Genomic DNA, 23,044 nt, shown 5'->3' on the forward strand with positions numbered 1-23,044 from the left:
ATCACCCGTTGCGGCCTCCCTGGCGTGCAGGGCCTAACGTCTGGTGTTATGTCCCGATTCTCCGTTATTGTTCCCGCCTTCCGTGTCCAGGGCTACCTCCGCGAGAGCCTGGACTCCGTGCTCGCGCAGCCTTTCACCGACTGGGAGCTGATCGTCGTCGACGACGCCTCACCGGACGCCTGCGGCGCGATCGCCGCGGAGTACGCAGGGCGGGACGCGCGCGTCCGGGTCGTCACCCTCCCCGAGCACAGCGGCGTCGGCGCCGCCCGCAACGCCGGGGTCGCGGCCGCCGGCGGCACCTATCTCCTCTTCCTCGACGCCGACGACCTGCTCCTTCCCGGCGCCCTCGCCGCGATCGACACCGCCCTCACCGAGGCCGGCGACCCCGACGTGCTGCTCCACGACCACGACCGCACCGACTGGTGGGACACCGTCCGCGCCAGCGGCGACGACCTGGCGGACGGCGACCCGCTCGCCCTCACCCCCGCCGCCTGGAACCGGGCCGTCCGCCGCGACTTCTGGACCGCCCGCGGCCTCGCCTTCACCCCCCAGGGCCCCTACGAGGACGTCGTCCCCGCCCACCGCGCCGTCCTGGAGGCCGACACCCTCACCCGGCTGCCCCGCGCCTGCGTCCGCTGGCGCCGCCGCCGCGCCGGGGGTCTCGCCCACACCCCGGGCGAGCGGCACTTCGCCGTCGTCGAACGCTACGGAGAACTCCTCGCCGGCCCCGGCGGCGCCCGCCTCTTCCCGTACGCCGTCGCCCGCGTCCTCGCCGTCCTCGACGACCAGGACCGCCTCACCCCCGCCGACCGGCCCGGACTCTTCCGGCTCGCCGCCGAGCTGCACCGCGCGCACCGGCCCGCCGGACACACCCCGGACGGGCCCCGCGAGCAGGCGCTCGCCGACGGGTCCTGGGCCGCGTACCAGAAGGCGGAGAAGAGCGAGGAGCGGCGCAACGCCCTCCGCGCGCGCCTCAAGCGGCAGAAGAAGAAGCTGCGCTCCCGCCTCATGAAGGCCGCCTACCACGCCGACCTGCGCACCGCCCGCCTCGACCCCGAGCTCGCCGTCTACGGCGCCTACTGGAACCGCGGCGTCAGCTGCAACCCGGCCGCCGTCCACGCCAAGGCCCGCGAGCTCGCCCCGCACATCGAGGGCGTCTTCGTCGTCTCCAGCAAGCACGTCGACAAGGTGCCCCAGGGCGTGCCGTACGTCATCGAGGGCTCACGGCGCTACTGGCAGGTGATGGCCACCGCGAAGTACCTCGTCAACAACTCCTCGTTCCCCGGCGGCTTCACCAAGCGCGCCGGCCAGGTCTACCTCCAGACCCACCACGGCACCCCGCTCAAGAAGATGGGCCTCGACCAGCGCCGCTACCCGGCCGGCACCCACGGCATCAGCTTCTCCAAGGTCCTCGACCACACCGACCAGTGGGACTACAGCCTCTCCGCGAACCCGCACTCCACCGAGGTCTGGGAACGCGTCTACCCCTCCGACGCCTACGCCCCGCTGGAGGCCGGATACCCGCGCAACGACGTCTACTTCACCACCGGCGCGGAGGAGATCCGCCGCATCCGCCGCGAGCTGGACATCGCCGACGGACAGCGCGCCGTCCTCTACGCCCCCACCCACCGCGACTACCAGAAGGGCTTCCTGCCCCGCCTCGACCTCGCCCGCTTCGCCGACGCCCTCGGCGACGACACCGTCGTCCTGGTCCGCGCCCACTACTTCTACGGCGCCGACGCGGGCCTCGCCGACAGCCACCCCCGGCTGCGCGACGTCACCGCCCACGACCGCGTCGAGGACCTCTGCCTCGCCTCCGACGCCCTCGTCACCGACTACTCGTCCCTCATGTTCGACTACGCCTGCCTGGACCGCCCCGTCGTCACCTACGCCCCCGACTGGGACGCCTACCGGATGGCCCGCGGCACCTACTTCGACCTCCTGTCCGGCCGGCCCGGCGACACCCCCGGCGCCGTCGCCACCACCGAGGAGGAACTCACCGCGCTGCTGCGCGACGGCGGCTGGGACACCGAGGCCACGACGGAGCTGCGCACCGCGTTCCGCGAGCGGTTCTGCCCCTACGACGACGGCCACGCGGCCGAGCGGGTCGTACGGAAGCTGTTCCTCGGGGAGTGAGCTCGCCGCGCGGGGCCCGGGCGCCGCAGTGAACGCCCGGGCCCGCGCCGCTACTTGACCGCCCCCGCCATGACCCCGGAGACGAACTGCCGCTGGAACGCGAAGAACACCGCCAGCGGCACCACCATCGACAGGAACGCGCCCGGCGCCAGGATCTCGATGTTCGACCCGAACTGCCGCACCTGCTGCTGCAGCGCCACCGTCAGCGGCTGCGACTGCGAGTCCGAGAAGATCAGCGCCACCAGCATGTCGTTCCACACCCACAGGAACTGGAAGATGCCCAGCGAGGCGATCGCCGGTGTCGCCAGCGGCATCACCACCCGCAGGAAGAGCCGCGCCTCGCCCGCCCCGTCGAGCCGCGCCGCCTCGATCAGCTCGCGCGGGATCTCCGCGAAGAAGTTCCGCAGCAGGAAGATCGCGAACGGCAGCCCGAACCCGACGTGGAACAGCACCACGCCGATCACGTCCCCGAAGATGCCGAGGTCGCGGAAGAGCCGGGACAGCGGGATCAGCGCGATCTGCACCGGCACCACAAGGAGCGCCACCACGACCATGAACCAGGTGTCGCGCCCCTTGAAGTCCATGCAGGCGAACGCGTACCCGGCCATCGCCCCGATCACGATCACCAGCAGTGTCGAAGGCACCGTGATCCAGACGGTGTTGAGCAGCGCACCGGTGATGTCGTCGTTCTCCAGCAGCTGCTCGTAGCTCTTCGTGGTGAGCTGGGCCGGCGCCGTGAAGACCTTCCACCAGCCCGACGTGGCGATGTCGGTCGGCTCCCGGAACGAGGACACCAGCAGACCGAACGCCGGGACCAGCCAGAACAGGCCCACGACCAGCAGGAAGATCCTCAGGGCCCCGCCGCTGACCGCGCCCGCGATCCGCTTCGCGGCGCCGGGCTTCCGTGTCGTCCCGATCGCGCTCACCGCTGTCGCTCCTTCCGCAGCCTGCGCAGATTGACGATCATCACCGGGACCACGAGCAGCAGGAGCAGCACACCGATCGCGCTGCCGACGCCGTAGTCGCCGCCGCCCCCGAACGAGGCCAGGTACAGCTGGAGCGCCAGGACGTTGGCGTCGTCCTGGCTGGCCTGCGGCGCGATGATGTAGACGAGGTCGAAGACCTTCATCACGTTGATCATCAGCGTCACCAGCACGACCACCAGGACCGGCGCGAGCAGCGGCACCGTCACCCGCCGGAACACCTGCCACTCGTTCGCCCCGTCGACGCGCGCCGCCTCCAGCAGATTGCGATCCACGCTCGCGAGCCCCGCCGCGATCAGCACCATCGCGAAGCCCGCCCACATCCAGATGTACGAGGCGATGATCGCCGGAGTGACCAGGGCCGGGCCCAGCCAGTCGATCCCGTTGTACGGCTCCGTGAAGTTCGAGCCCGGCAGCCGGAGCGCCGCGCCCTCCGCGGACGCCGGCAGGGTGAAGGTGCCGTCCGCGCCCGAGGTGGCCGACGCGACGACCTCGCCGCCCCTGACCGCCTCCACCTTCACCCCGGTCAGCGCCTTCTCGCCCGCGTCGACCTCGCCCTTCGTGCCGCCGCCGCCCAGCTTGAAGTCCAGCCACACCGTGCCGGTGACCTTCCCCGGCTCGGCGTTCGCCGCCTTCGCCGGGCCCGGGTCGCCGGGCACCTTGTTCGGCGGGACACCGACCAGCGGCAGCAGCGCGGGGGTGCCCGCCGACACGGTGGCGTCCGTCGTGAAGGAACCGCCCCCCGACTTCCTCAGATCGCCGCCGGCCGCCGGATGCGCGCCCGGGTACTGGGACGCGCTCGCGAAGGTGTCGTGCACCGACGTCACCACCGCGTTCGCCACGCCCTGGTCCGGGTCCTGCTCGTAGACGAGCCGGAAGATGATGCCCGCCGCCAGCATCGAGATCGCCATCGGCATGAAGACGACCAGCTTGAACGCCGTGCCCCAGCGCACCCGTTCGGTCAGCACCGCGAAGACCAGGCCGAGCGCGGTGACCAGGGCGGGCGCGACCGCCACCCAGATCGCCGTGTTCCGCACCGCCTTCAGGGTGCGGTCGTCGCGGAAGATGTCGCCGTAGTTGTCCAGCCCTACGAAGGTGTCGCCGCCCGTGTCGAAGAGGCTGCGCCACACCGAGTACCCGATCGGGTAGACCACGAGCGCGCCGAGCAGCACGAGGGCGGGCAGCAGGAACAGCCCCGCCACCCACCATCGCGTGCGCGTCACGCTCTTGCCGTTCGCGCGCGGCCCCTGCTTGCGGGCAGGGGCCGCCGCGGTGACGCCCTGGGCCGCCGCCATGACGAGGCGTCAGCCCTTTCCGTAGGCCTTGGCCGCGTCCGCCTCCAGCTTCCGCTGCGCGCCGGCCACGTCCTTCGGGTTCCGCAGGAAGTCCTGGAGGTCCTTCCACTCGCCGACGCCCTGCGTGCCGCCGAACGCCGCCGGGGCCTGGTCGGACATGTCGAAGCGGAAGTTGTCACCGGCCGCGAGCAGCGCCTTGGCGATGCCCCGGGTCACCTCGTCCTTGTAACTGCCCTGGTCCATCTCCTTGTTGGGGGAGATGACACCGCCCTGAGCCGCCCAGATCTCGGCCGCGTCCGTGGAGGCGAGGAAGGTGAGCAGCGCCTGCGCGCCCTTGCCGTCCTTCAGCGCCACCGCGACGTCGCCGCCGCTGACCACGGGGGAGTCGGTGCCGACCGCCGGGAACGGGAACACCTTCGCGTCCGTGCCGACCTTCGCCTTCGTGTCCGCGTTGATGTTCGCCGCGGCGAAGTCGCCTTCGTAGACCATGCCGGCCGGAGTGTCGCCGGAGAACGTCTGCACCACGGACTTCGGGAAGTCCGTCTGCAGCGCCTTCTTCGCGCCGCCCGCGACCAGCTGGTCGTTCCCCCACAGCTCGGCCAGCGTCTCCAGGGCCTTCTTCACCGAGGGGTCGGTCCACTTGATCTTGTGCTGGGCCAGCTGGTCGTACTTCTCCGGGCCGGCCTGCGACAGATAGACGTTCTCGAACCAGTCGGTCAGCACCCAGCCGTCGCCGCCGCCCACGGACACCGGAGGTGTACCGGCGTCCGACAGGGTCCGCGCCGTCTTGACGAAGTCGTCCCAGGTCTTGGGCGTATCGGTGATCCCGGCATCCTCGAAGGCCTGTGTGTTGTACCAGACCAGCGACTTGTTGGCCGCCTTCACGTAAGCGCCGTACTGCTTGCCCTTCCAGGCGCCGAGGTCCTTCCACCCCTTGCTGAAGTTCTTGTCGAGCTGCGCCTGCGCCTCCGGGCCCAGCGGCTTCAGCCAGCCCTTGTCGGCGAACTGGTGCAGGACGCCGACCTGCGGCAGGAACGCGACGTCCGGCGGCTTGCCGCCCTCGATCTTGGTACCGAGGAAGGTGGAGGTGTTGTTGCCCGTCGGCACGAAGTTCACCGTCGCGCCGGTCCGCTTCTCGAACTCGTCGAGCACCTTGGTGAAGTTCTTCTGCTCGGGCCCCGTCCAGACGGCCGCGACCTCGAGGGTCTGCCCGTCCAGCTTCGGCAGCGACACGGAGGCCTTCTTGCCGCCTCCGCCTCCTCCGCCGGTGTCTCTCTCTCCGCCGTCGTCGCCTCCGCAGGAGGCCAGTGAGAGGGTGAGCGCCCCCGTGGCGAGGGCCACGGCGGCCGTACGAAGCGTGCGTTTCCTGAGAGTGCTGCGCATCACTGCCCCGTTCCAGCTGGTTCTGGTTGGTGAACTCCGAACGCTGAACGCTGCTTTGACTACTGTCCCGCCCGCACCGGTCTACGCCCGTGAACCAGCACGGGGCAAGGCCGCGGCTCTCCTGCCGGAGCGGATCGTGACCCCTCCGTGATCCCCGCACTCACCTGCGGGCCGGTGAGGCTTCTCGCGCAGTTCCCCGCGCCCCTGGGTGAGTGCCTCGTGAGGCCGTCGTCCGGGTGCCGCCCGGTGGGGGCTGGTCGCGCAGTTCCCCGCGCCCCTGAAATGCAGGCGCTGCGCGCCGCATTTCCCCGATGGGCCGGCCCCCGATGAAGGGGAAGGCTGCGCGCAGCGCATGCCTTCAGGGGCGCGGGGCTGTGACATCAGCGGCTCCGCCGCGGGGCGCGACCAGCCCCCACCGGGCCGCAGACACACGGGCCACCGGAACCGCCCCCTACAGAAGGGACGGAACCTCCGTCGCGGATACGGAACGCGCGGCCCGCTCCAACGCACTGGCGAGCAACGCCAGATCCGTAGGCCCGTTCCCCAACTCCCGTACGGGACGCCGGTCCGGCGGATCCCCCATGCGGGCCCAGTCGAGGGCGACCACCGTGGGCCGCTGCGTGGCGGTACGCGGGATCCGCCCGGTGACCCGCCCGGCCTGGAACTCCGTCTCCCGCCCGTCGAGCGCCCGCAGCACACCCCGCCCCGGCGCCGGATCCTCCGCCCCGCCGAGCGGAACGTCGAGCCGCACGACGGGCGAGGCCCCCCACTCCGGCCCCCCGCCGGAGGCGTACGCCGCGACGAGATGCACCCCGAGCCGCTCCCCGTCCCGCGCCACCGCCTCCAGGGCCCGTACGACGGACCCCGCCGCGGGCCGCCCCGGCGAACCGAGCGGCGGCGCGAGCAGCGCGTCCAGGTCGTCGACGACCACGACGAGCCGGGGCAGCGGCGACGCGCCCACCGGCTTCTTCTCCCGGGCCGCGCCCGGCCGCAGCCGCAGGGTCGAACTCGGCGGCGCCTCCAGGTCCCCGGCGCCGCCCCCGGAGGGCCCCGCCGGAGCCGGCCGCTGGGCGACCATCCGCCCGGACACGGCCCGCTGCAGGTGCCACTCGCCGAACTGCGTACGCCCCGTCAGCTCGGCCCGCCGCTTCAGCTCGGTGGACAGCGACTGGGCGAACTCCCGCATCCGCACCGGGTCGTTGACCGCGAGGTGCGTCGTGACGTGCGGCAGATCCGTGCAGACCCGCAGCCCCTCCGCGCGCTCCGCCCCGCCGCCGCCCTGCCCGTCGCTGCGCCCGTCGATGAGCACGATGCCGAGCCGGTCGGGCCGCTCGGCGGCGGCCAGCGACGCGGCCACCGAGCGCAGCAGCTCGGTGCGGCCGCTGCCCACGGGCCCCTCGATCAGCAGATGAGGCCCTTCGGCGGCGAGGTCGACGCCGACGGGTCCGCGCGGACCGGCGCCGAGCACCGTCCACACCCGCCCGCCGAGCGCGTCCTGATCGTCCGCGGCGGCGGCCCAGCGCGCCATGAGGGAGGCGGGCGTGGCGCGGGCCAGGCCCAGTTCGTCCAGGAGGCGGGCCGTGCGCGGCAGCGGCGCGGACACCCGCGGCTGACCGGCGCCGGGCGCGAGGGCCGCGTCGGTGCGCAGCGGGGCGAGCGCGCGGGCGAACCGCTCGGCCCAGGGCAGCGACACCGCGTCGACCGTCGCGACGGTGCCGTGCCCGACCAGGGCGCCGTGCGCGGCCCGGTGCAGCCGCAGCGCCGTCGCCACGTCACCGCTGAGCAGGGCGACGGCCCCGCACGCGCGGAACGCCGGGCTCTGCGCGCAGGCCGCCTCGTACGTGGCCTCGGCGGGGGAGGCCGGGGAGGCGGCCGGGGCCTCGGCGAGACACAGGACGTGGATCCCGGCGGCGGCCCCCTCGGCGGCGAGCCGTACGGTCGCCTCGCGCAGATCGGCCGCGCCGGGGTCGCCGTCGACCACGACGACGGTGGAGACCGCGACACCGTCCCCGTCCCCGTCACCGGGCCGGCCCGGGGCGTCCGGGGCGCGGCCCGGACGGAATCCGGCCGCGTGGTCGTCGAGGCGGCGCAGCAGCTCGCCCGTGCGCGCGGCCGCCTGCTCGCGGTCGTAGGCGAGGAGGAGCCGGCAGTCCTGGCCGTGCGCCGGGCGCACGTGCGGCAGCCAGCCCAGCCAGGACCACTCGGCGAGCCGCTGCTCGACGGGCCGGGCCCGGTCGGTGCTGATGAGGACGATCTCCAGGCGGTCGGGCGCGTGCAGCGCCGCGAGCTGGGCCAGCGCGCAGCGGGCGAGCCCGGCGAGGCGGGCCCGCGGTCCGGCGAGGCCGAGCGCCCCGGCCTCGGCGAGCCCGACGGTGACCGGCACGGCGGGCAGCACGGCCGCGCCGTCCGGACCCGTGCGGTCCACGGTGCCGAGCCGCACGGCCAGCGCCTCGGGGTGTCCCGGGCCGCGCTCCCAGAGCCGGGGGCCCGGGCCCAGCGCGGTCAGGAGCAGGGCGGCGGCGTCGGGCCAGGTGCGGCCCGCGCCGGCCGGGCCGGGGGACTCGGAGCGGGGTGCGGGCACGATTCCGGTGAGGGCGGCGTGGGTGCCGGGGGAGTCCGGGGAGCCGGGGAACTGCGGGGTGCGCAGGACGTGCGGCTCGTGGATCTCGTGGTGCTGGTCCTCCTCGTCGCGCCCGGCGCTGCGCCGCAGCAGCCGGCCGAGCCCGCCGCGCTTGCGCGGGCCGCGCGGCACCGGGGTCCCGCGCGGAGGGGTGCCTGTGGGCGTGCGCTCGGCGTCGGGCGCCCCGCCCTGCCCGGGCACGACGGGCGCCCGGTCGACGCCCGGCTCGGGGCCGGCGTCCGGCGTGCCGAGGGAGGTGTCCCCGTAGGCGTGTCCGGTCGAGGCGTCGGGGGAGGAGCCGGCGGGGTCCTGGGCGGACGCGTCCGGCGGGGTCACCCGGATGTGGCCCTCGCCGTCGGGCGCGGTGCGCAGGGGTGCGGGCCGGGCGGCGTCCCCGGCGACGGCGACGCGCAGCGCGGACTCGCCGAGCCGCAGCAGGGCGCCGGGGGCGAGCCGTACCGGGCGCTCGCCGACGGGGCGGCCGTCGACCCGCGTCCCGTTGGTCGAGCCCAGGTCGGCGACGGTGACGCGGCCGTCCTCCGTGAGGGTCACGGCGCAGTGCAGCCGGGAGACGTCGGGGTCGTCGAGCGGCACGTCGGCGTCGGCGGAGCGGCCGACGCGGATCTGGCCGCCGTGCAGCAGGTGGACGCCGCCCGCGTCGGGCCCCGCGATGACGTGGAGCTGGGCGTCGGCCGCGTCCGGCTCGGGGCCGGGGTCGGCCGGGACGCCGAGGGAGAGCACCGCGCCGTCGGTCAGCGGGGGCTCGCCGAGCAGGCAGCGCTGCGGGTCGAGCCGCTCGGTGCCCGCGTACAGGACGGAGGAGGGGGCGTCGCCGCCCGCGACGGCCGCGACGAGGCCGGAGGCGACGGCGGCGAGCGCGGTGCCCGCGGGGGCCGTCACCAGGACGTCGGCACCGGTGGCCGCGCGGCCCCCGCCAGGGGCCGCGTCCGGGCGCGTGCCCAGGGGGTCTACGACGGAAAGCCGGATCTGCATCGCCGTCTGCGGTCCCTTCTGCGCGGGCGCCCGCGACGGGACAGCCCGCGGTCCCCCACCGCAGATCCCCCACCGCTACGGGCACGTCAGCCAGTGCTGTGAGGCATCCTCGCACTTGCCACCGACAACACGCCCGCCGCCCACCCGTAAGTGATCTTGATTGGTCGCGTCTGCCCGTAAAAGTTCCCTGGCGGCAACCGGCGGACCCGGGCACGCGTCTTCCTGTCGAACGGAAGTTTGTCGAGGCCGGGGGCGGAACCCGGCCAGGAGGCCGAAGATCGACAGTCGGTACTCCGTACGGCGCCACTACAGTGGGTCGGAACATCTGGGACCGGGCAGAAGCACCGGCAGACCAAGCAGACACCGATGCAGGGAGCGCATGACGTGCGGCCGGTAGGCAGCAAGTACCTGCTCGAGGAGCCGCTCGGACGCGGCGCCACGGGCACCGTCTGGCGAGCCCGCCAGCGCGAGACCGCGGGCGCCGAGGCGGCCGTCGCCGGCCAGCCCGGTGAGACCGTCGCCATCAAGGTCCTCAAGGAGGAGCTGGCGAACGACGCGGACGTGGTGATGCGCTTCCTGCGCGAACGCTCCGTCCTGCTCCGCCTCACGCACCCGAACATCGTCCGCACCCGCGACCTGGTCGTCGAGGGCGAGCTGCTCGCCCTCGTCATGGACCTGGTCGACGGCCCGGACCTGCACCGCTACCTGCGGGAGAACGGACCGTTCTCCCCGGTCGCCGCCTCCCTGCTGACCGCGCAGATCGCCGACGCGCTCGCCGCTAGCCACGCCGACGGCGTCGTGCACCGCGACCTGAAGCCCGCGAACGTGCTGCTCAAGCAGGACGACGCCGGCATGCACCCGATGCTGACCGACTTCGGCATCGCCCGCCTCGCCGACTCCCCGGGCCTGACCCGCACCCACGAGTTCGTCGGCACGCCCGCGTACGTCGCCCCGGAGTCCGCCGAGGGCCGCCCGCAGACCAGCGCCGTCGACGTCTACGGCGCCGGCATCCTGCTCTACGAGCTCGTCACCGGCCGCCCGCCCTTCGCCGGCGGCAGCGCCCTCGAAGTGCTCCACCAGCACCTCAGCTCCGAGCCACGCCGCCCCTCGACGGTCCCCGACCCGCTGTGGACGGTCATCGAGCGCTGCCTGCGCAAGAACCCGGACGAGCGGCCCAGCGCCGAGAACCTGGCGCGCGGCCTGCGCGCGGTCGCCGAGGGCATCGGCGTGCACGCGAACAGCGCGCAGATCGCCGCCGCCGAGGGCGTCGGCGCCCTCCTCGCCCCGGACCCGCGCCCGGCCCAGGTCCCCGACGCCCCGGGCGCCGCCGACCCCACCCAGGTCCTGCCGAGCAACGCGGCGGCGACCAACCCGGCGAACGCCGCAGCGTACGACCCGAACGCGGCGACGAGCGTCATGCAGCAGCAGCCCGGCGGCGCCGCCGACCCGACGGCCGTCCTGCCGCCGGTCCCGCAGGACCCGCCGCAGCAGCAGGCGATGCCGGACGCGTGGGGCAACCAGCTGCGCGCGGCCCGCGACCGCAACGAGCAGACGCAGGTCCAGCAGTACATCGACCCCGACCAGGACCCGCTGCGCCGCCGCCGTCCCCAGCGCCAGGTGGCCCGCCCGCAGCAGGAGCCGCGCAGGCCGCAGCAGCAGTACGCGCCCCAGGCGCAGCCCCAGCAGCAGCCGCAGCGGTACGCGCCCCAGGCCCCGCAGCAGCAGCAGTACGCGCCGCCGCAGCCGCCGCCCCAGCAGGCGCGGCCGCCGCGCGAGCCGCGTCAGCGCAGCGCCAACCCGATGAAGATCCCCGGCCTCGGCTGCCTCAAGGGCTGCCTGTTCATGGTCGTCATGCTCTTCGTCGTGAGCTGGCTGGTGTGGGAGTTCACCCCGCTCCAGGACTGGATCGGCACCGGCAAGGGCTACTGGGCCCAGCTGTCCGACTGGTTCTCGACGGTCACCGGCTGGATCGGTGACCTCGGCTCCAGCGGCGGTTCGGGCGGCGCCTGAGCCGCCCCGGACCCCCGCCGAGACCCCGCCGGGGCGACGATGTTGGAGATTTGTCGACATCCAGCGGGTGATTTCCGCCGCTGATGCGTTGGTCGGCGCCCGAGCCGCGTAGCTTGGGCGCCAACACGCGTCTGTAGGAGCAGTCTTGGCACGGAAGATCGGCAGCCGGTACACCGCCCACCAGATCCTGGGCCGCGGCAGCGCGGGCACGGTGTGGCTCGGCGAGGGGCCCGACGGGCCCGTCGCCATCAAACTGCTGCGCGAGGACCTCGCCTCCGACCAGGAGCTGGTCGGCCGCTTCGTCCAGGAGCGCACCGCCCTGCTGAGCCTCGACCACGCGCGCGTGGTCGGCGTCCACGACCTGGTGGTGGACGGCAACGACCTCGCGCTGGTCATGGACCTGATCCGCGGCACCGACCTGCGCACCCGCCTCGACCGCGAGCGCCGCCTCGCCCCCGAGGCCGCCGTCGCCATCGCGGCCGACGTCGCCGAGGGCCTGGCCGCCGCGCACGCCGCCGGCATCGTCCACCGCGACGTCAAGCCGGAGAACATCCTCCTGGACATGCAGGGCCCGCTCGGCCCCGGCGGCGCCCACCCCGCCCTGCTCACCGACTTCGGCGTCGCCAAGCTGATCGACACCCCGCGCCGCACCCGCGCCTCCAAGGTCGTCGGCACCCCCGACTACCTCGCCCCCGAGATCATCGAGGGCCTCCCGCCGCGCGCCGCCGTCGACATCTACGCCCTCGCCACCGTCCTCTACGAGCTGCTCGCCGGCTTCACCCCCTTCGGCGGCGGCCACCCCGGCGCGATCCTGCGCCGGCACGTCACCGAGACCGTCGTGCCGCTGCCCGGCATCCCCGACGAGCTGTGGCAGCTCCTGGTCCAGTGCCTCGCCAAGGCCCCCGCCTCCCGGCTGCGCGCCTCCGAGCTGGCCGTCCGGCTGCGCGAGCTCCAGCCGCTGCTCGTCGGCATGGCCCCGCTCGACGTCGACGAGCCCGACGCCGACCCCGCGCCGGAGGAGCAGGAGGCCGCCGCGGAGGGGCCCGAGCGGCCAACCGCCCCGCGCCGCGGCGCCGTCCCGCTGGTCCCCGGCGCTGCCTCCGCGGACTCCAACCGCGACACCCACACCTCCATGCGCGTCCCGGCCCCGGACGAGCTGGCCGGCGGCGCCCGCGGCACCGCCCGCGCCCCCCGCGCGTCCGGCGCCCCGCGCCCCGGTTCGGCGCGCAACCGCTCCTCGGCCCGGCGTCGCCGCCTCACGTTCGGTGTCGCCGGAGCCGTCCTGGTCCTGGCCGTGGGCGGCGGCATATGGGCGGCCGGTTCCTCCGGCTCGGACGAGGGCCCGCCGACGGACAGCAACAATTCGGCTCCGGCCCACCCGTGAGGCACCGGGAACGGATCACTTGCACCAGCCGTTAGGCTGGTCCTGTGGCAGTCGTCGATGTTTCCGAAGAGCTGAAGTCCCTCTCCTCGACCATGGAGTCGATCGAGGCCGTCCTGGACCTCGACAAGCTGAGGGCAGATATCGCCGTGCTCGAGGAGCAGGCGGCCGCGCCGTCCCTGTGGGACGACCCGGAAGAGGCGCAGAAGATCACCAGCAAGCTGAGCCACCTCCAGGCGGAGGTGCGCAAGGCCGAGGCCCTGCGTGGCCGGATCGACGACCTCTCCGTCCTCTTCGAGATGGCCGAGGAGGAGGACGACCCGGACACCCGCGCCGAGGCGGAGTCCGAGCTGACCTCCGTCAAGAAGGCGCTGGACGAGATGGAAGTCCGTACGCTCCTGAGCGGCGAGTACGACTCCCGCGAGGCGCTGGTCAACATCCGCGCCGAGGCCGGCGGCGTCGACGCCGCGGACTTCGCCGAGCAGCTGCAGCGCATGTACCTGCGCTGGGCCGAGCGCCACGGCTACAAGACGGAGGTCTACGAGACCTCGTACGCGGAAGAGGCCGGCATCAAGTCGACCACCTTCGCCGTCCAGGTCCCGTACGCCTACGGCACGCTCTCCGTCGAGCAGGGCACGCACCGCCTGGTGCGCATCTCCCCGTTCGACAACCAGGGCCGCCGCCAGACGTCCTTCGCCGGCGTCGAGGTGCTGCCCGTCGTCGAGCAGACCGACCACGTCGAGATCGACGAGTCGGACCTGCGCATCGACGTCTACCGTTCCTCGGGCCCCGGCGGCCAGGGCGTGAACACGACGGACTCCGCGGTCCGTCTGACCCACATCCCCACCGGCATCGTCGTCTCCTGTCAGAACGAGCGCTCGCAGATCCAGAACAAGGCCACGGCCATGAACGTTCTGCAGGCGAAGCTGCTCGAGCGCCAGCGCCAGGAGGAGCGGGCCAAGATGGACGCCCTCAAGGGCGACGGCGGCAGCTCGTGGGGTAACCAGATGCGGTCCTACGTCCTGCACCCGTACCAGATGGTCAAGGACCTGCGCACCGAGTTCGAGGTCGGCAACCCGCAGTCCGTGCTCGACGGCGAGATCGACGGCTTCCTCGAGGCCGGAATTCGCTGGCGCAAGCAGCAGGAGAAGTAAGCGCCGGTTCCCGCCGCTTTATCGACAAGACAACTGCCGCCTCAAGGGCGGCAGTTGTCATTTACGGCACTTTCACATATCCGTTCCCCTGTCGAACCGTCCGATATGGGGCATCGCGTACGCAAACCGCCTTGACGCTGATCGCAAAACTGGGAAGGGTTGCGCGCGGCATGCGTATTCAGTGGGACGCGTGTGAACGGGGGCGGGTCGTACGAAGGCCTCTGCTGCCCCTGTCCGAGCGCGCGGCCCTGGCGCTGCTCCATTGACGATTGGCTACTGGGGGTAGCAGACAGATGACCAAGAAGACGCGGATCCGTGTGGCGCGGATAGCCGCTGGTGCGGTGATCGCCGCTGGCGCGTCGCTGACCGCCGCGGGCGCCGCCTCCGCCGCTGACGTGAACATCGGCATCCTCGGCCTCGACGCGAACGTTCACGCCGGTGACGACGGTCTCGGTGTGGATGTCGGCCTGGACGAGGGCGACACCGACGGCGGTACCACCGGTGGAGACGACTGCCCGGCCGGCATCTGCGCCGACGGCGGTACGACCGACGGTGGGACCACGGACGGTGGTACGACTGACGGTGGCACCACCGATGGTGGCACCACCGATGGCGGGACCACGGACGGCGGGACCACCGACGGTGGGACCACGGACGGTGGTACGACTGACGGTGGCACCACCGACGGCGGCACCACCGATGGCGGCACGACCGATGGTGGCACCACGGACGGCGGCACCACCGACGGCGGCAACCAGAACGGTGGCGGCAACGGGAACGGTGGCTCCGGCAACGGCGGCAACCAGAACGGTGGCGGCAACGGCAACGGCGGCTCGGGCGACAACGGCGGCGGCAACGGCGGTGGCTCGTCCACCGGCGGTGACAACACCAACCCCGACGGCAACAACAACCCCGTCGAGCAGGGCGGCCAGTCCGAGGACGGCCTGAACGACACGGGCTCCGCCCCGGCCCAGCAGACCGGCAACGGCACCGGCAAGGACTCGAACGGCGAGCTCGCCGAGACCGGTTCCTCCGGCACCACCATCCTGCTGATCGGCGCCGCGACGATGATCGCGGGCGGTGTGGGCTTCCGCCTGCTGCCGCGCCTCGCCGGCAACCGCGGCGCCGCTGCGTGAGCTGACGCTCACCGCGCGCACACGGCATGACGAAGGGCCCGGAGCCGCACGGCTCCGGGCCCTTTCCGTCGTCTTCCGCGTCCCCGCTACACGGGCTGGTGCGCCGCGAGCAGCGCCACGGCCGCGATCAGCACGGCGAGCAGGGCGATCAGCGCCATCGGGGTGAGTCCGGACAGCGGGTTCTCCTGCTGGAGCCGCTCGCGGTTCGCCCGGCACACGGGGCAGCGGCCCTCGCTCACGGGCGCCGCGCAGTTCGCGCACACCAACCGGTCATAGGTCATGCGCCGTCCTCCTCACGCGCGGCGGAGCCGGCCGTCCACATACCCACTGGTTCTCTCCGCTCAACGCCTCGGGAAACGCGACCGTTCCCCCTACCACTGTGCCAGTTTCCGGGATTTTCGGCGCGCCTCGGTCCACAGAGCGGCCCTGACCGGCTACGGGGTGGACAAAAGCGGCGCCTCGCCGGCCGTGCACCAGGACAAAACGCGCAACCGGGGACGGCGCCTGCACGCCGCCTCCCCATTCGCGTATGGTCACGCACACCGAGGGGGTGTCTCGGACACCCCCGCCCCCGACGCCCCCGAAGCTCCGAGGCGCACCAGTGATCCGATTCGACAACGTCTCCAAGGTCTACCCCAAGCAGACCCGGCCCGCTCTCAGGGATGTCTCCCTGGAGGTCGAGCGCGGTGAGTTCGTCTTCCTGGTCGGCTCGTCCGGCTCCGGCAAGTCCACGTTCCTGCGGCTGATCCTGCGCGAGGAGCGGTGCAGCCACGGCCAGGTGCACGTCCTGGGCAAGGACCTGGGCCGCGTCTCCAACTGGAAGGTCCCGCAGATCCGCCGCCAGCTCGGCACGGTCTTCCAGGACTTCCGGCTGCTGCCCAACAAGACGGTCGGCGAGAACGTGGCCTTCGCGCAGGAGGTCATCGGCAAGTCCCGCGGCGAGATCCGCAAGTCCGTGCCCCAGGTGCTCGACCTCGTCGGCCTCGGCGGCAAGGAGGAGCGCATGCCCGGTGAGCTCTCCGGTGGTGAGCAGCAGCGCGTGGCCATCGCCCGCGCCTTCGTGAACCGCCCCAAGCTGCTGATCGCGGACGAGCCGACGGGCAACCTCGACCCGCAGACCTCGGTCGGCATCATGAAGCTGCTCGACCGCATCAACCGCACGGGCACCACCGTGGTGATGGCCACCCACGACCAGAACATCGTGGACCAGATGCGCAAGCGCGTCATCGAGCTGGAGAAGGGCCGCCTCGTCCGCGACCAGGCACGCGGCGTCTACGGCTACCAGCACTGAGAAGTACCGAGAGAAGCTGCGAAAGGCTCAGTTAGCGCATGCGTGCCCAATTCGTCCTGTCGGAGATCGGCGTCGGTCTCCGCCGCAATCTCACGATGACCTTCGCCGTCATCATCTCGGTGGCCCTCTCGCTCGCCCTGTTCGGCGGCTCGCTCCTGATGAGTGATCAGGTCAACCAGATGAAGGGCTACTGGTACGACAAGGTCAACGTCTCGATCTTCCTGTGCAACAAGGGAGACGCCGAGTCGGACCCGAACTGTGCCAAGGGCCCCGTCACCGCGGACCAGAAGAAGCAGATCGTCGCCGATCTGGAGAAGATGCCCGTCGTCGACAAGGTGGCGCACGAGTCGCAGGACGACGCGTACAAGCACTACAAGGAGCAGTTCGGCGACTCCCCGCTGGCCAGTTCGCTGACCCCGGACCAGCTGCAGGAGTCGTACCGGATCAAGCTGAAGGACCCGGAGAAGTACGAGGTCATCGCGACCGCGTTCAACGGGCGGCCCGGCGTGCAGTCCGTGCAGGACCAGAAGGGCGTCCTCGACAACCTCTTCCGGCTGCTCGGCTACCTGAACGTCGCGGCGGGCGCCGTGATGGCCGTGATGCTCGTCGTCGCGCTGCTGCTGATCGTCAACACCGTGCGGGTGTCCGCGTTCAGCCGCCGCCGCGAGACCGGCATCATGCGGCTCGTCGGCGCGTCCGGCTTCTACATCCAGGCCCCGTTCATCATGGAGGCCGCGGTCGCCGGACTCATCGGCGGCGGCATCGCCTGCGTGTTCCTGGCGGCCGGTCAGTACTTCGTGATCGACAACGGCGTCGCCCTGTCGGACAAGCTGCAGCTCATCAACTTCATCGGCTGGGACGCGGTGCTGACCAAGCTGCCGCTGATCCTCGCGGTGAGCGTGCTGATGCCGGCGCTGGCGGCGTTCGTCGCGCTGCGCAAGTACCTGAAGGTGTGACGAGAGTCCCCCGCGAACAGAAGCGCCGTACGGGTCAACTTTCCGTACGGCGCTTCGCGTTGTCCTAGACTCACCGGCATGTCCGGCCCGGAGCTGTTCTCCCGGCCCCGTCGCTTCGGCCGCGGGGCGGCCCTGACATTGGTCTTCGCGAGCGTCCTCGCCGCGGGGGCCGCCGCCGGCGGACTGCCGGGCGATCCGCGCGCGGCCGGGACCCGGCAGGACCACAAGGTCGCCGCCGCGCACCGCGAGCCGCTTGCCGATCCCACCGAGGCCGCCGCGGAGGCCATGGCTGACGGCAAGTCACCCACGCAGGCCGCCGAGGAGGCCGTCAGCCGCAGCGGCGACCGCTGGGCCGCCGTCTACTCCCAGGGCGAGTACGAGGAGTTCGAGCAGTCCCTCGACGGCGAGTACACCGGCGTCGGTCTGTGGGCCCGGCGCACCGCGGGCGGCGCCCTCCAGGTCACCAAGGTGCGCGACGGCTCGCCCGCGCGGGAGGCCGGCATCCGTGAGGGAGACCGGATCACCTCCGTCGACGGCGCGCGCGTCACCGGACGCCCCGTCACCGAGGTCCTCGCCCTGCTGCGCGGCGAGCACGCCGGCACGGCCGTAGAGATCGGCCTGCGGCGCGGCAAGCGCGCGTGGACCGAGACCCTGCGCCGCGCGGCCCTGTCCACCGACCCGGTCACCGTGACCCGGCTCGGCGCCGACGGCACCCTCGTGAAGGTGAGCGCCTTCACCAAGGGCGCGGGCGCGCAGGTGCGCTCCGCGGTCCGCGCCGCCCCCGCGAGCGGCGGCCTCGTCCTCGACCTGCGGGGGAACTCGGGCGGGCTGGTCACGGAGGCGGTCAAGGCGGCCTCCGCGTTCCTCGACGGCGGGCTCGTCGCCACCTACGACGTGCGCGGCACGCAGCGGGCGCTGCACGCCGAGCGCGGCGGCGACACCACCAGACCCGTGGTCGTGCTCGTCGACAGCGGGACGATGAGCGCGGCCGAACTGCTGACCGGAGCCCTGCAGGACCGCGGCCGTGCGGTCGTCGTGGGCGCCCGCACCTTCGGCAAGGGCTCGGTCCAGATGCCGAGCCGGCTGCCCGACGGCTCCGTGGTGGAGCTGACCGTCGGGCACTACCGCACTCCTTCGGGCGGCACCGTCGACGGCCGGGGCATCACCCCGGACCTGGAGGTCGACGCGGCGGCGCTGCGTCGGGCCGAGACAGTATTGAGTGGCCTCGGGGACCCCTCGTAGTGCGAAAATGGCCAGCACTATGGCCAAGGGAATGTACGTACCGAAGGAGTCCCAGCCCAAGCAGGGCAAGGGGGCGGCGTCCTCCAAGAAGGACGGCAAGCGCAAGATCGTCGCGCAGAACAAGAAGGCGCGGCACGACTACCTGATCATGGACACCTACGAGGCCGGCATCGTGCTGACCGGTACCGAGGTCAAGTCGCTGCGCCAGGGGCGCGCGTCCCTGGCCGACGCCTTCGTCCAGGTCGACGGGAACGAGGCGTGGCTGCACAACGCCCACATCCCCGAGTACAGCCAGGGCACGTGGACCAACCACGCGGTGCGGCGCAAGCGCAAGCTGCTCCTGCACCGTGAGGAGATCGACAAGCTGGAGGCGAAGTCCCAGGAGACCGGGCACACGATCGTGACGCTCGCGCTCTACTTCAAGGACGGCCGCGCGAAGGCGGAGATCGCGCTCGCCAAGGGCAAGAAGGAGTACGACAAGCGGCAGACGCTGCGCGAGCAGCAGGACCGCCGGGACTCGGACCGCGCCATCGCGGCCGCCAAGCGGCGTCAGCGGGCGCGCGAGCGCTGAGCCGTAGCCGCGGGGCGCGGGGCCGTGGGAATAGGCTGGCACCCGCGTGCGTTGGTCACGTACGATGGAACACGTCCTCCACCGCGGGGACACCGGGTCGCGAGGCCCACTTTGAAAAAACAACATGGGGATGATCGGTTTCGACAGCGGATGTCGAAGCAGGGGAAGCGTGTCGAGGAAGCGGCAATGATCTCGTAAACCATATGTCGCAACCAATAATCGCCAACACCAAGCGCGATTCCTTCGCCCTCGCTGCCTAAGTAGCGACTTGCGAAGTGTCAGCCCGGGGCTGTTCCCGACCCGGATCCTGGCATCAGCTAGGGGACTAAACCTTGATCCCGGTCACGGGGTGAAGAGGGAAATCAAACAGTGACTGAGCCCGTTCCGGACTTGTCTGGGTGATCCGGAGGGCCGAGAAACTCGTACCAGACTGCACACGGAGAAGCCCTGTTTGTTCACCGTTGGACGCGGGTTCGATTCCCGCCATCTCCACGAGGCGGTGCCCGGATTCTGCTCGCGGACTGCGCGAGCCGAGTCCGCCCCGTCGGGACTCCTGGGGGCATGCCCCCCAGACCCCCTCATCCCATGCGATACAGGCCCGACCGTCTTCGACGGCCGGGCCTTTGTCGTTCCGGTTCCGGGCTCAGACGATGTGGCGGCCGCCGTCCACGGTGAGGACGTCGCCCGTCGTGTACGCGGCGTCCAGGAGGTAGAGCGCGGCCTCGGCCACGTCCTCGGGCGTGCCCACGCGGCGCAGCGGGGTGTTGGCCGTGATCCAGTCCCGCGAGCTCTCCCAGACCTCCTCGGCCTCCGCGTACCAGGGGGTGTCGATCAGGCCGGGCGCGATGGCGTTCACGCGGACCTCCGGGCCGAGCTGGGAGGCGAGCAGCCGGGTCAGGTGGTTCACCGCCGCCTTGCTCACCGCGTACGGGATCGAGCTGCCCAGCGCCCGGGTCGCCGAGACCGAGGAGACGTTGACGACCGCTCCGGCGCCGGAGGCGCGCAGGTGCGGGGCCGCGGCCGTGACCATCTGCCAGACGCCGATCACGTTGACGTCGAGGAGGTCCCGCCAGGTGTCGGCGCCGACCGCGTCGAGGTCGTCGAGCGGGATGAAGCGGGTCGCGCCCGCGTTGTTCACCAGCACGTCGAGCCGGCCGTACGTGTCGATCGCGGTCCGGACGATCCGGCGCGCGTCGGCCGGGTCGGACACGTCGCCGCGCACGTACACCGCGTCGGGGAGCTGTGCGGCCAGCTCCCGTCCCGCGGCCTCGCTGCCGGCCGAGTTCACGACGACCCGCAGGCCCTCCGCCGCGAAACGGCGGGCCATGGCCGCGCCGATCCCGGAGGACGAACCCGTGATGACCGCGACGCGGTTCTCTCCCATGTGACTGCCCCCTGCTGTGTCGGTGCCTGTGTGGCGTGCTGCTTGCCGGGGGAGTGGATCACGGATTCCCGCTAGATGGAAATTGCTTTCCGTGATGCGGAAATGAAGGGGTGGTTATCGGCCGGGGCGGCGGGTGTAGCCGTACAGGGCCAGAAGCAGGGCGCAGCCGGCCGCCGCGACCGGCACCGCGTACGCCGCCGTCGCGCCCCAGTGCTCCACCGCCGTGCCGCCCGCCGCCGAGCCGCACGCGATGCCGCCGAGCAGGCCCGTCACGGCGAGGGTCATGCCCTCGTTCAACTGGGCCGCCGGTGTGCGCTGTTGGACCAGGGTCATGCCCGCGACCATCGTCGGCGCCGTCGCCATGCCCGCGATCAGGAGCGCCCCGCCGAGCACGAACAGGGAGCCGGTGAGCGCGGCCGCGAGCAGCGGCAGGGTCATCAGGACCGTCATCGCCGCCACGCACAGCGGGTGCCTGCGGTCGGCGGGGCCGGTGGGCTTGAGGGCGCCGTTGACCAGGCCCGCCGCACCCGAGCCCGCGGCCTGCAGCGCGAGGATCGCGCCCGCCCACACCTTGTGGCCCTGCGCGTCGGCGAACGCCACCGTGACGACCTCGAGCGAGCCGAAGATCCCGCCCGTCGCCAGGAAGGAGAGGAGCAGCGGCGGCATGCCCCGCACGCGCAGCGGAGTGCGCGCGTGCTCCGTACGGGCGTGGACCGGGGGTTCCGTGGAGCGCTGCGCGGCGAAGACCAGGATGCCGCTGACCATGAGGAACACCGAGGCCAGCGTGCCCGCCTCCGGGAACAGCGAGCCGCACAGGAAGGCGGCGACGACCGGGCCGAGCATGTAGCAGAACTCGTCCGCGGCCTGCTCGAAGGAGTTCGCCGTGTGCAGGGCGTCCGGATCGTCCGCGAACAGGTGCGCCCAGCGCGCCCGGGACATCCCGCCCGTGTTGGGCGTCGCCGCCGTCGCCACGTAGGCGGCGAACAGGGTCCAGTCCGGCGCCCCGAAGCGCACGCACAGCAGCAGCCCGAGCGAACCGCACGCCGAGGCCGCGACCGCGGGCACCGCCACCCTGGCCTGCCCGAACCGGTCCACCAGGCGTGCCGTCCACGGGCCGACGACCGCGTTGGCGACCAGGCCCGTCGCGGTGACGGCCCCGGCGAGCGCGTAGGAGCCGCGCACCCCCGAGATCATGATCACGGCACTGATGCTGAACATGCCCTGCGGGAACCGGGCCAGCAGATTGCCGAGGGTGAAGGCGAGGGCGCCGGGCACGGAGAAGAGACGGCGGTAGGAGTTGGAGCGACGGGCCGGGCGGGTGGAGGTTTGGTGGGGTGCGCCGTCGTCGGTGGCGGGAGCCTCAGGGAGGGTGCCGGCGCCGGAGGGTGTGCCGCCGGGGAGGGCATCGGGGGCGGGGGAGGGGGTGAGGGCGTCTGGCATGGGACGAGCCTCGCCGCGGTGCGGGGCCGGGGTCCAACACCTGTTCGGTGCCGATTCACGCGGCTGCGTTGTAAGTTCGGGCGATGCCGTCGTCGTACGTCGAACCCCGTCTGCTGCGCGCCTTCCTCGCCGTCGCCGAGGAACTGCACTTCACCCGGGCCGCCGCCCGGCTCTACGTCGCCCAGCAGGCGCTGAGCCGGGACATCCGGCGCCTGGAGCGCGAGCTCGGCGCCGAGCTGTTCACGCGGACCACCCGGCAGGTCGCGCTCACCGCCGACGGGGCGCGGCTGCTGCCCCACGCGCGGCGGGCGATCGAGGCGCAGGACGCGCTGCTCGCCGCGTTCGCCGGGCCCCCGCCGGAGCGCGGGCCGCTCCTCGTGGACGTGAACAGTCCGGGGCTCGTGCACGAACGCGTGCTGGCGCGGGCCCGCGAACTCGCCCCCGAGCAGGAGCTGATGACCCGCTACGAGAGTGGTCTGACCGGCGCCGCCGCCGAGATCCTCGCCGGGCGCCTCGACGTGTCCTTCGGCCGCTTCGCCGGACTCGACCCGGCCGTCCGGGCCCGCCTCGACCAGCAGCCGGTGCGCTACGAGCCGATGGCGATCGTGCTGCCCGAGGACCATCCGCTGGCCGCGCTCGACGCGGTGCCGCTGGACCGGCTCGCGGGAGAGGCCGTGTACGCGGGGGCGGGCAATCCGCGGACCCCGGAGTGGACGGATCTGGCCAGGAGGCTGTTCGAAGGGCGGGGCATCGAGGTCGCGCCGCCGGCCCCGCTCGCCGTCGGACAGGAGGAATTCCGGCGGATCATGACCAAGTACCGGAATCCCGTCCTCACGGGAGTGGACTTTCCGGCCATGCCCGGGACGGTCCGCAGACCCCTCGTCGACCCGGTGCCCCTGTCACCCGTGTCGCTGGTGTGGCGCAAGGGGCGACAGCACCCCGGAATCCAGGCGTTGAGGGCGGCGGCGGCCGCCCTCGCGGCCGACAACGGCTGGCTCGAATGTCCCGCGAATGGCTGGATTCCGACCATGGATGCACGCATCATGATGAGGCGGACCTGAGGCGTGGG

At 72.6% G+C, this 23,044-nt stretch carries 17 protein-coding genes and 1 other RNA gene; 11 read left to right on the forward strand and 7 right to left on the reverse strand.

Features of this window, described 5'->3' with window-relative positions:
- Positions 1-48 precede the first annotated feature (48 nt).
- The gene (locus tag IAG42_RS21505) at positions 49-2,136 is read left to right on the forward strand and encodes a CDP-glycerol:glycerophosphate glycerophosphotransferase (protein WP_188338592.1); all 2,088 of its coding nucleotides are present in this window, start codon (positions 49-51) and stop codon (positions 2,134-2,136) included.
- A gap of 50 nt (positions 2,137-2,186) precedes the next feature.
- On the opposite strand, the gene IAG42_RS21510 is transcribed toward IAG42_RS21505, so the two are convergent.
- The 4 genes from IAG42_RS21510 to IAG42_RS21525 form a co-directional block, all read right to left on the reverse strand.
- On the reverse strand, positions 2,187-3,062 hold the full coding sequence (locus IAG42_RS21510) for a carbohydrate ABC transporter permease (RefSeq protein WP_188338593.1): 876 nt from the start codon (positions 3,060-3,062) through the stop codon (positions 2,187-2,189).
- Positions 3,059-4,414 carry a carbohydrate ABC transporter permease gene (locus IAG42_RS21515; protein WP_188338594.1) on the reverse strand — a complete coding sequence of 452 codons (1,356 nt, stop codon included), beginning with the start codon at positions 4,412-4,414 and terminating at the stop codon, positions 3,059-3,061. Before IAG42_RS21515 ends, IAG42_RS21510 begins: the two co-directional genes overlap by 4 nt.
- 9 nt (positions 4,415-4,423) lie before the next feature.
- On the reverse strand, positions 4,424-5,797 hold the full coding sequence (locus IAG42_RS21520; RefSeq protein ID WP_188338595.1) for an ABC transporter substrate-binding protein: 1,374 nt from the start codon (positions 5,795-5,797) through the stop codon (positions 4,424-4,426).
- A gap of 451 nt (positions 5,798-6,248) precedes the next feature.
- A complete protein-coding gene (locus IAG42_RS21525; protein WP_188338596.1) occupies positions 6,249-9,410 on the reverse strand; it encodes an FHA domain-containing protein in 3,162 nt (1,053 codons plus the stop codon).
- 384 nt (positions 9,411-9,794) lie between these two features.
- Here IAG42_RS21525 and IAG42_RS21530 point away from each other — a divergent pair, with 384 nt between their 5' ends.
- The 4 genes from IAG42_RS21530 to IAG42_RS21545 all read left to right on the forward strand — a co-directional run bounded on the left by IAG42_RS21530 (position 9,795) and on the right by IAG42_RS21545 (position 15,091).
- A complete protein-coding gene (locus IAG42_RS21530) occupies positions 9,795-11,420 on the forward strand; it encodes a serine/threonine-protein kinase (protein WP_188338597.1) in 1,626 nt (541 codons plus the stop codon).
- Between the two features lie 145 nt (positions 11,421-11,565).
- A complete protein-coding gene (locus IAG42_RS21535; RefSeq protein WP_188338598.1) occupies positions 11,566-12,804 on the forward strand; it encodes a serine/threonine-protein kinase in 1,239 nt (412 codons plus the stop codon).
- 44 nt (positions 12,805-12,848) lie between these two features.
- Positions 12,849-13,955 (forward strand): peptide chain release factor 2, encoded by a 1,107-nt coding sequence (gene prfB / locus IAG42_RS21540; RefSeq protein ID WP_188338599.1) that lies wholly within the window; start codon positions 12,849-12,851, stop codon positions 13,953-13,955.
- 293 nt (positions 13,956-14,248) lie between these two features.
- Positions 14,249-15,091: a hypothetical protein gene (locus tag IAG42_RS21545; RefSeq protein WP_188338600.1), complete on the forward strand. Its 843-nt coding sequence runs from the start codon at positions 14,249-14,251 to the stop codon at positions 15,089-15,091.
- Between the two features lie 86 nt (positions 15,092-15,177).
- On the opposite strand, the gene IAG42_RS21550 is transcribed toward IAG42_RS21545, so the two are convergent.
- Positions 15,178-15,372 (reverse strand): hypothetical protein, encoded by a 195-nt coding sequence (locus IAG42_RS21550; RefSeq protein ID WP_188338601.1) that lies wholly within the window; start codon positions 15,370-15,372, stop codon positions 15,178-15,180.
- A gap of 320 nt (positions 15,373-15,692) precedes the next feature.
- On the opposite strand from IAG42_RS21550, the gene ftsE reads away from it, so the two are divergent.
- The 5 genes from ftsE to ssrA all read left to right on the forward strand — a co-directional run bounded on the left by ftsE (position 15,693) and on the right by ssrA (position 19,646).
- On the forward strand, positions 15,693-16,382 hold the full coding sequence (gene ftsE, locus IAG42_RS21555) for a cell division ATP-binding protein FtsE (protein ID WP_026245701.1): 690 nt from the start codon (positions 15,693-15,695) through the stop codon (positions 16,380-16,382).
- 38 nt (positions 16,383-16,420) lie between these two features.
- A complete protein-coding gene (gene ftsX / locus IAG42_RS21560) occupies positions 16,421-17,338 on the forward strand; it encodes a permease-like cell division protein FtsX (RefSeq protein ID WP_188338602.1) in 918 nt (305 codons plus the stop codon).
- 78 nt (positions 17,339-17,416) lie between these two features.
- Positions 17,417-18,580, forward strand: coding sequence for a S41 family peptidase (locus IAG42_RS21565; RefSeq protein WP_188338603.1), 1,164 nt, complete (start codon positions 17,417-17,419; stop codon positions 18,578-18,580).
- A 19-nt stretch (positions 18,581-18,599) separates the two neighbouring features.
- Positions 18,600-19,151 carry an SsrA-binding protein SmpB gene (smpB, locus tag IAG42_RS21570; protein ID WP_223206106.1) on the forward strand — a complete coding sequence of 184 codons (552 nt, stop codon included), beginning with the start codon at positions 18,600-18,602 and terminating at the stop codon, positions 19,149-19,151.
- A gap of 126 nt (positions 19,152-19,277) precedes the next feature.
- Positions 19,278-19,646, forward strand: a transfer-messenger RNA (tmRNA) gene (gene ssrA, locus IAG42_RS21575).
- A gap of 148 nt (positions 19,647-19,794) precedes the next feature.
- On the opposite strand, the gene IAG42_RS21580 is transcribed toward ssrA, so the two are convergent.
- Positions 19,795-20,535 carry an SDR family NAD(P)-dependent oxidoreductase gene (locus IAG42_RS21580; protein WP_188338604.1) on the reverse strand — a complete coding sequence of 247 codons (741 nt, stop codon included), beginning with the start codon at positions 20,533-20,535 and terminating at the stop codon, positions 19,795-19,797.
- Between the two features lie 114 nt (positions 20,536-20,649).
- Positions 20,650-21,975: an MFS transporter gene (locus tag IAG42_RS21585; protein WP_188338605.1), complete on the reverse strand. Its 1,326-nt coding sequence runs from the start codon at positions 21,973-21,975 to the stop codon at positions 20,650-20,652.
- Between the two features lie 83 nt (positions 21,976-22,058).
- Between IAG42_RS21585 and IAG42_RS21590 the strand changes: the two genes are divergently transcribed.
- The gene (locus tag IAG42_RS21590) at positions 22,059-23,036 is read left to right on the forward strand and encodes a LysR family transcriptional regulator (protein WP_188338606.1); all 978 of its coding nucleotides are present in this window, start codon (positions 22,059-22,061) and stop codon (positions 23,034-23,036) included.
- Positions 23,037-23,044: the final 8 nt, after the last annotated feature.

This window comes from Streptomyces xanthii (assembly GCF_014621695.1).
In the GTDB taxonomy this organism is placed as follows: Bacteria; Actinomycetota; Actinomycetes; order Streptomycetales; family Streptomycetaceae; genus Streptomyces; species Streptomyces xanthii.

What these genes read in the sequence shown, in the direction of transcription:
- IAG42_RS21565 (WP_188338603.1), top strand. Translation starts at nt 17,417, where the DNA reads ATGTCCGGCCCGGAGCTGTTCTCCCGGCCCCGTCGCTTCGGCCGCGGG.
- ftsX (WP_188338602.1), top strand. Translation starts at nt 16,421, where the DNA reads ATGCGTGCCCAATTCGTCCTGTCGGAGATCGGCGTCGGTCTCCGCCGC.
- IAG42_RS21545 (WP_188338600.1), top strand. Translation starts at nt 14,249, where the DNA reads ATGACCAAGAAGACGCGGATCCGTGTGGCGCGGATAGCCGCTGGTGCG.
- IAG42_RS21590 (WP_188338606.1), top strand. Translation starts at nt 22,059, where the DNA reads ATGCCGTCGTCGTACGTCGAACCCCGTCTGCTGCGCGCCTTCCTCGCC.
- IAG42_RS21550 (WP_188338601.1), bottom strand. Translation starts at nt 15,372, where the DNA reads ATGACCTATGACCGGTTGGTGTGCGCGAACTGCGCGGCGCCCGTGAGC.
- IAG42_RS21580 (WP_188338604.1), bottom strand. Translation starts at nt 20,535, where the DNA reads ATGGGAGAGAACCGCGTCGCGGTCATCACGGGTTCGTCCTCCGGGATC.
- IAG42_RS21525 (WP_188338596.1), bottom strand. Translation starts at nt 9,410, where the DNA reads ATGCAGATCCGGCTTTCCGTCGTAGACCCCCTGGGCACGCGCCCGGAC.
- IAG42_RS21505 (WP_188338592.1), top strand. Translation starts at nt 49, where the DNA reads ATGTCCCGATTCTCCGTTATTGTTCCCGCCTTCCGTGTCCAGGGCTAC.
- IAG42_RS21585 (WP_188338605.1), bottom strand. Translation starts at nt 21,975, where the DNA reads ATGCCAGACGCCCTCACCCCCTCCCCCGCCCCCGATGCCCTCCCCGGC.
- smpB (WP_223206106.1), top strand. Translation starts at nt 18,600, where the DNA reads ATGGCCAAGGGAATGTACGTACCGAAGGAGTCCCAGCCCAAGCAGGGC.
- IAG42_RS21515 (WP_188338594.1), bottom strand. Translation starts at nt 4,414, where the DNA reads ATGGCGGCGGCCCAGGGCGTCACCGCGGCGGCCCCTGCCCGCAAGCAG.
- IAG42_RS21520 (WP_188338595.1), bottom strand. Translation starts at nt 5,797, where the DNA reads ATGCGCAGCACTCTCAGGAAACGCACGCTTCGTACGGCCGCCGTGGCC.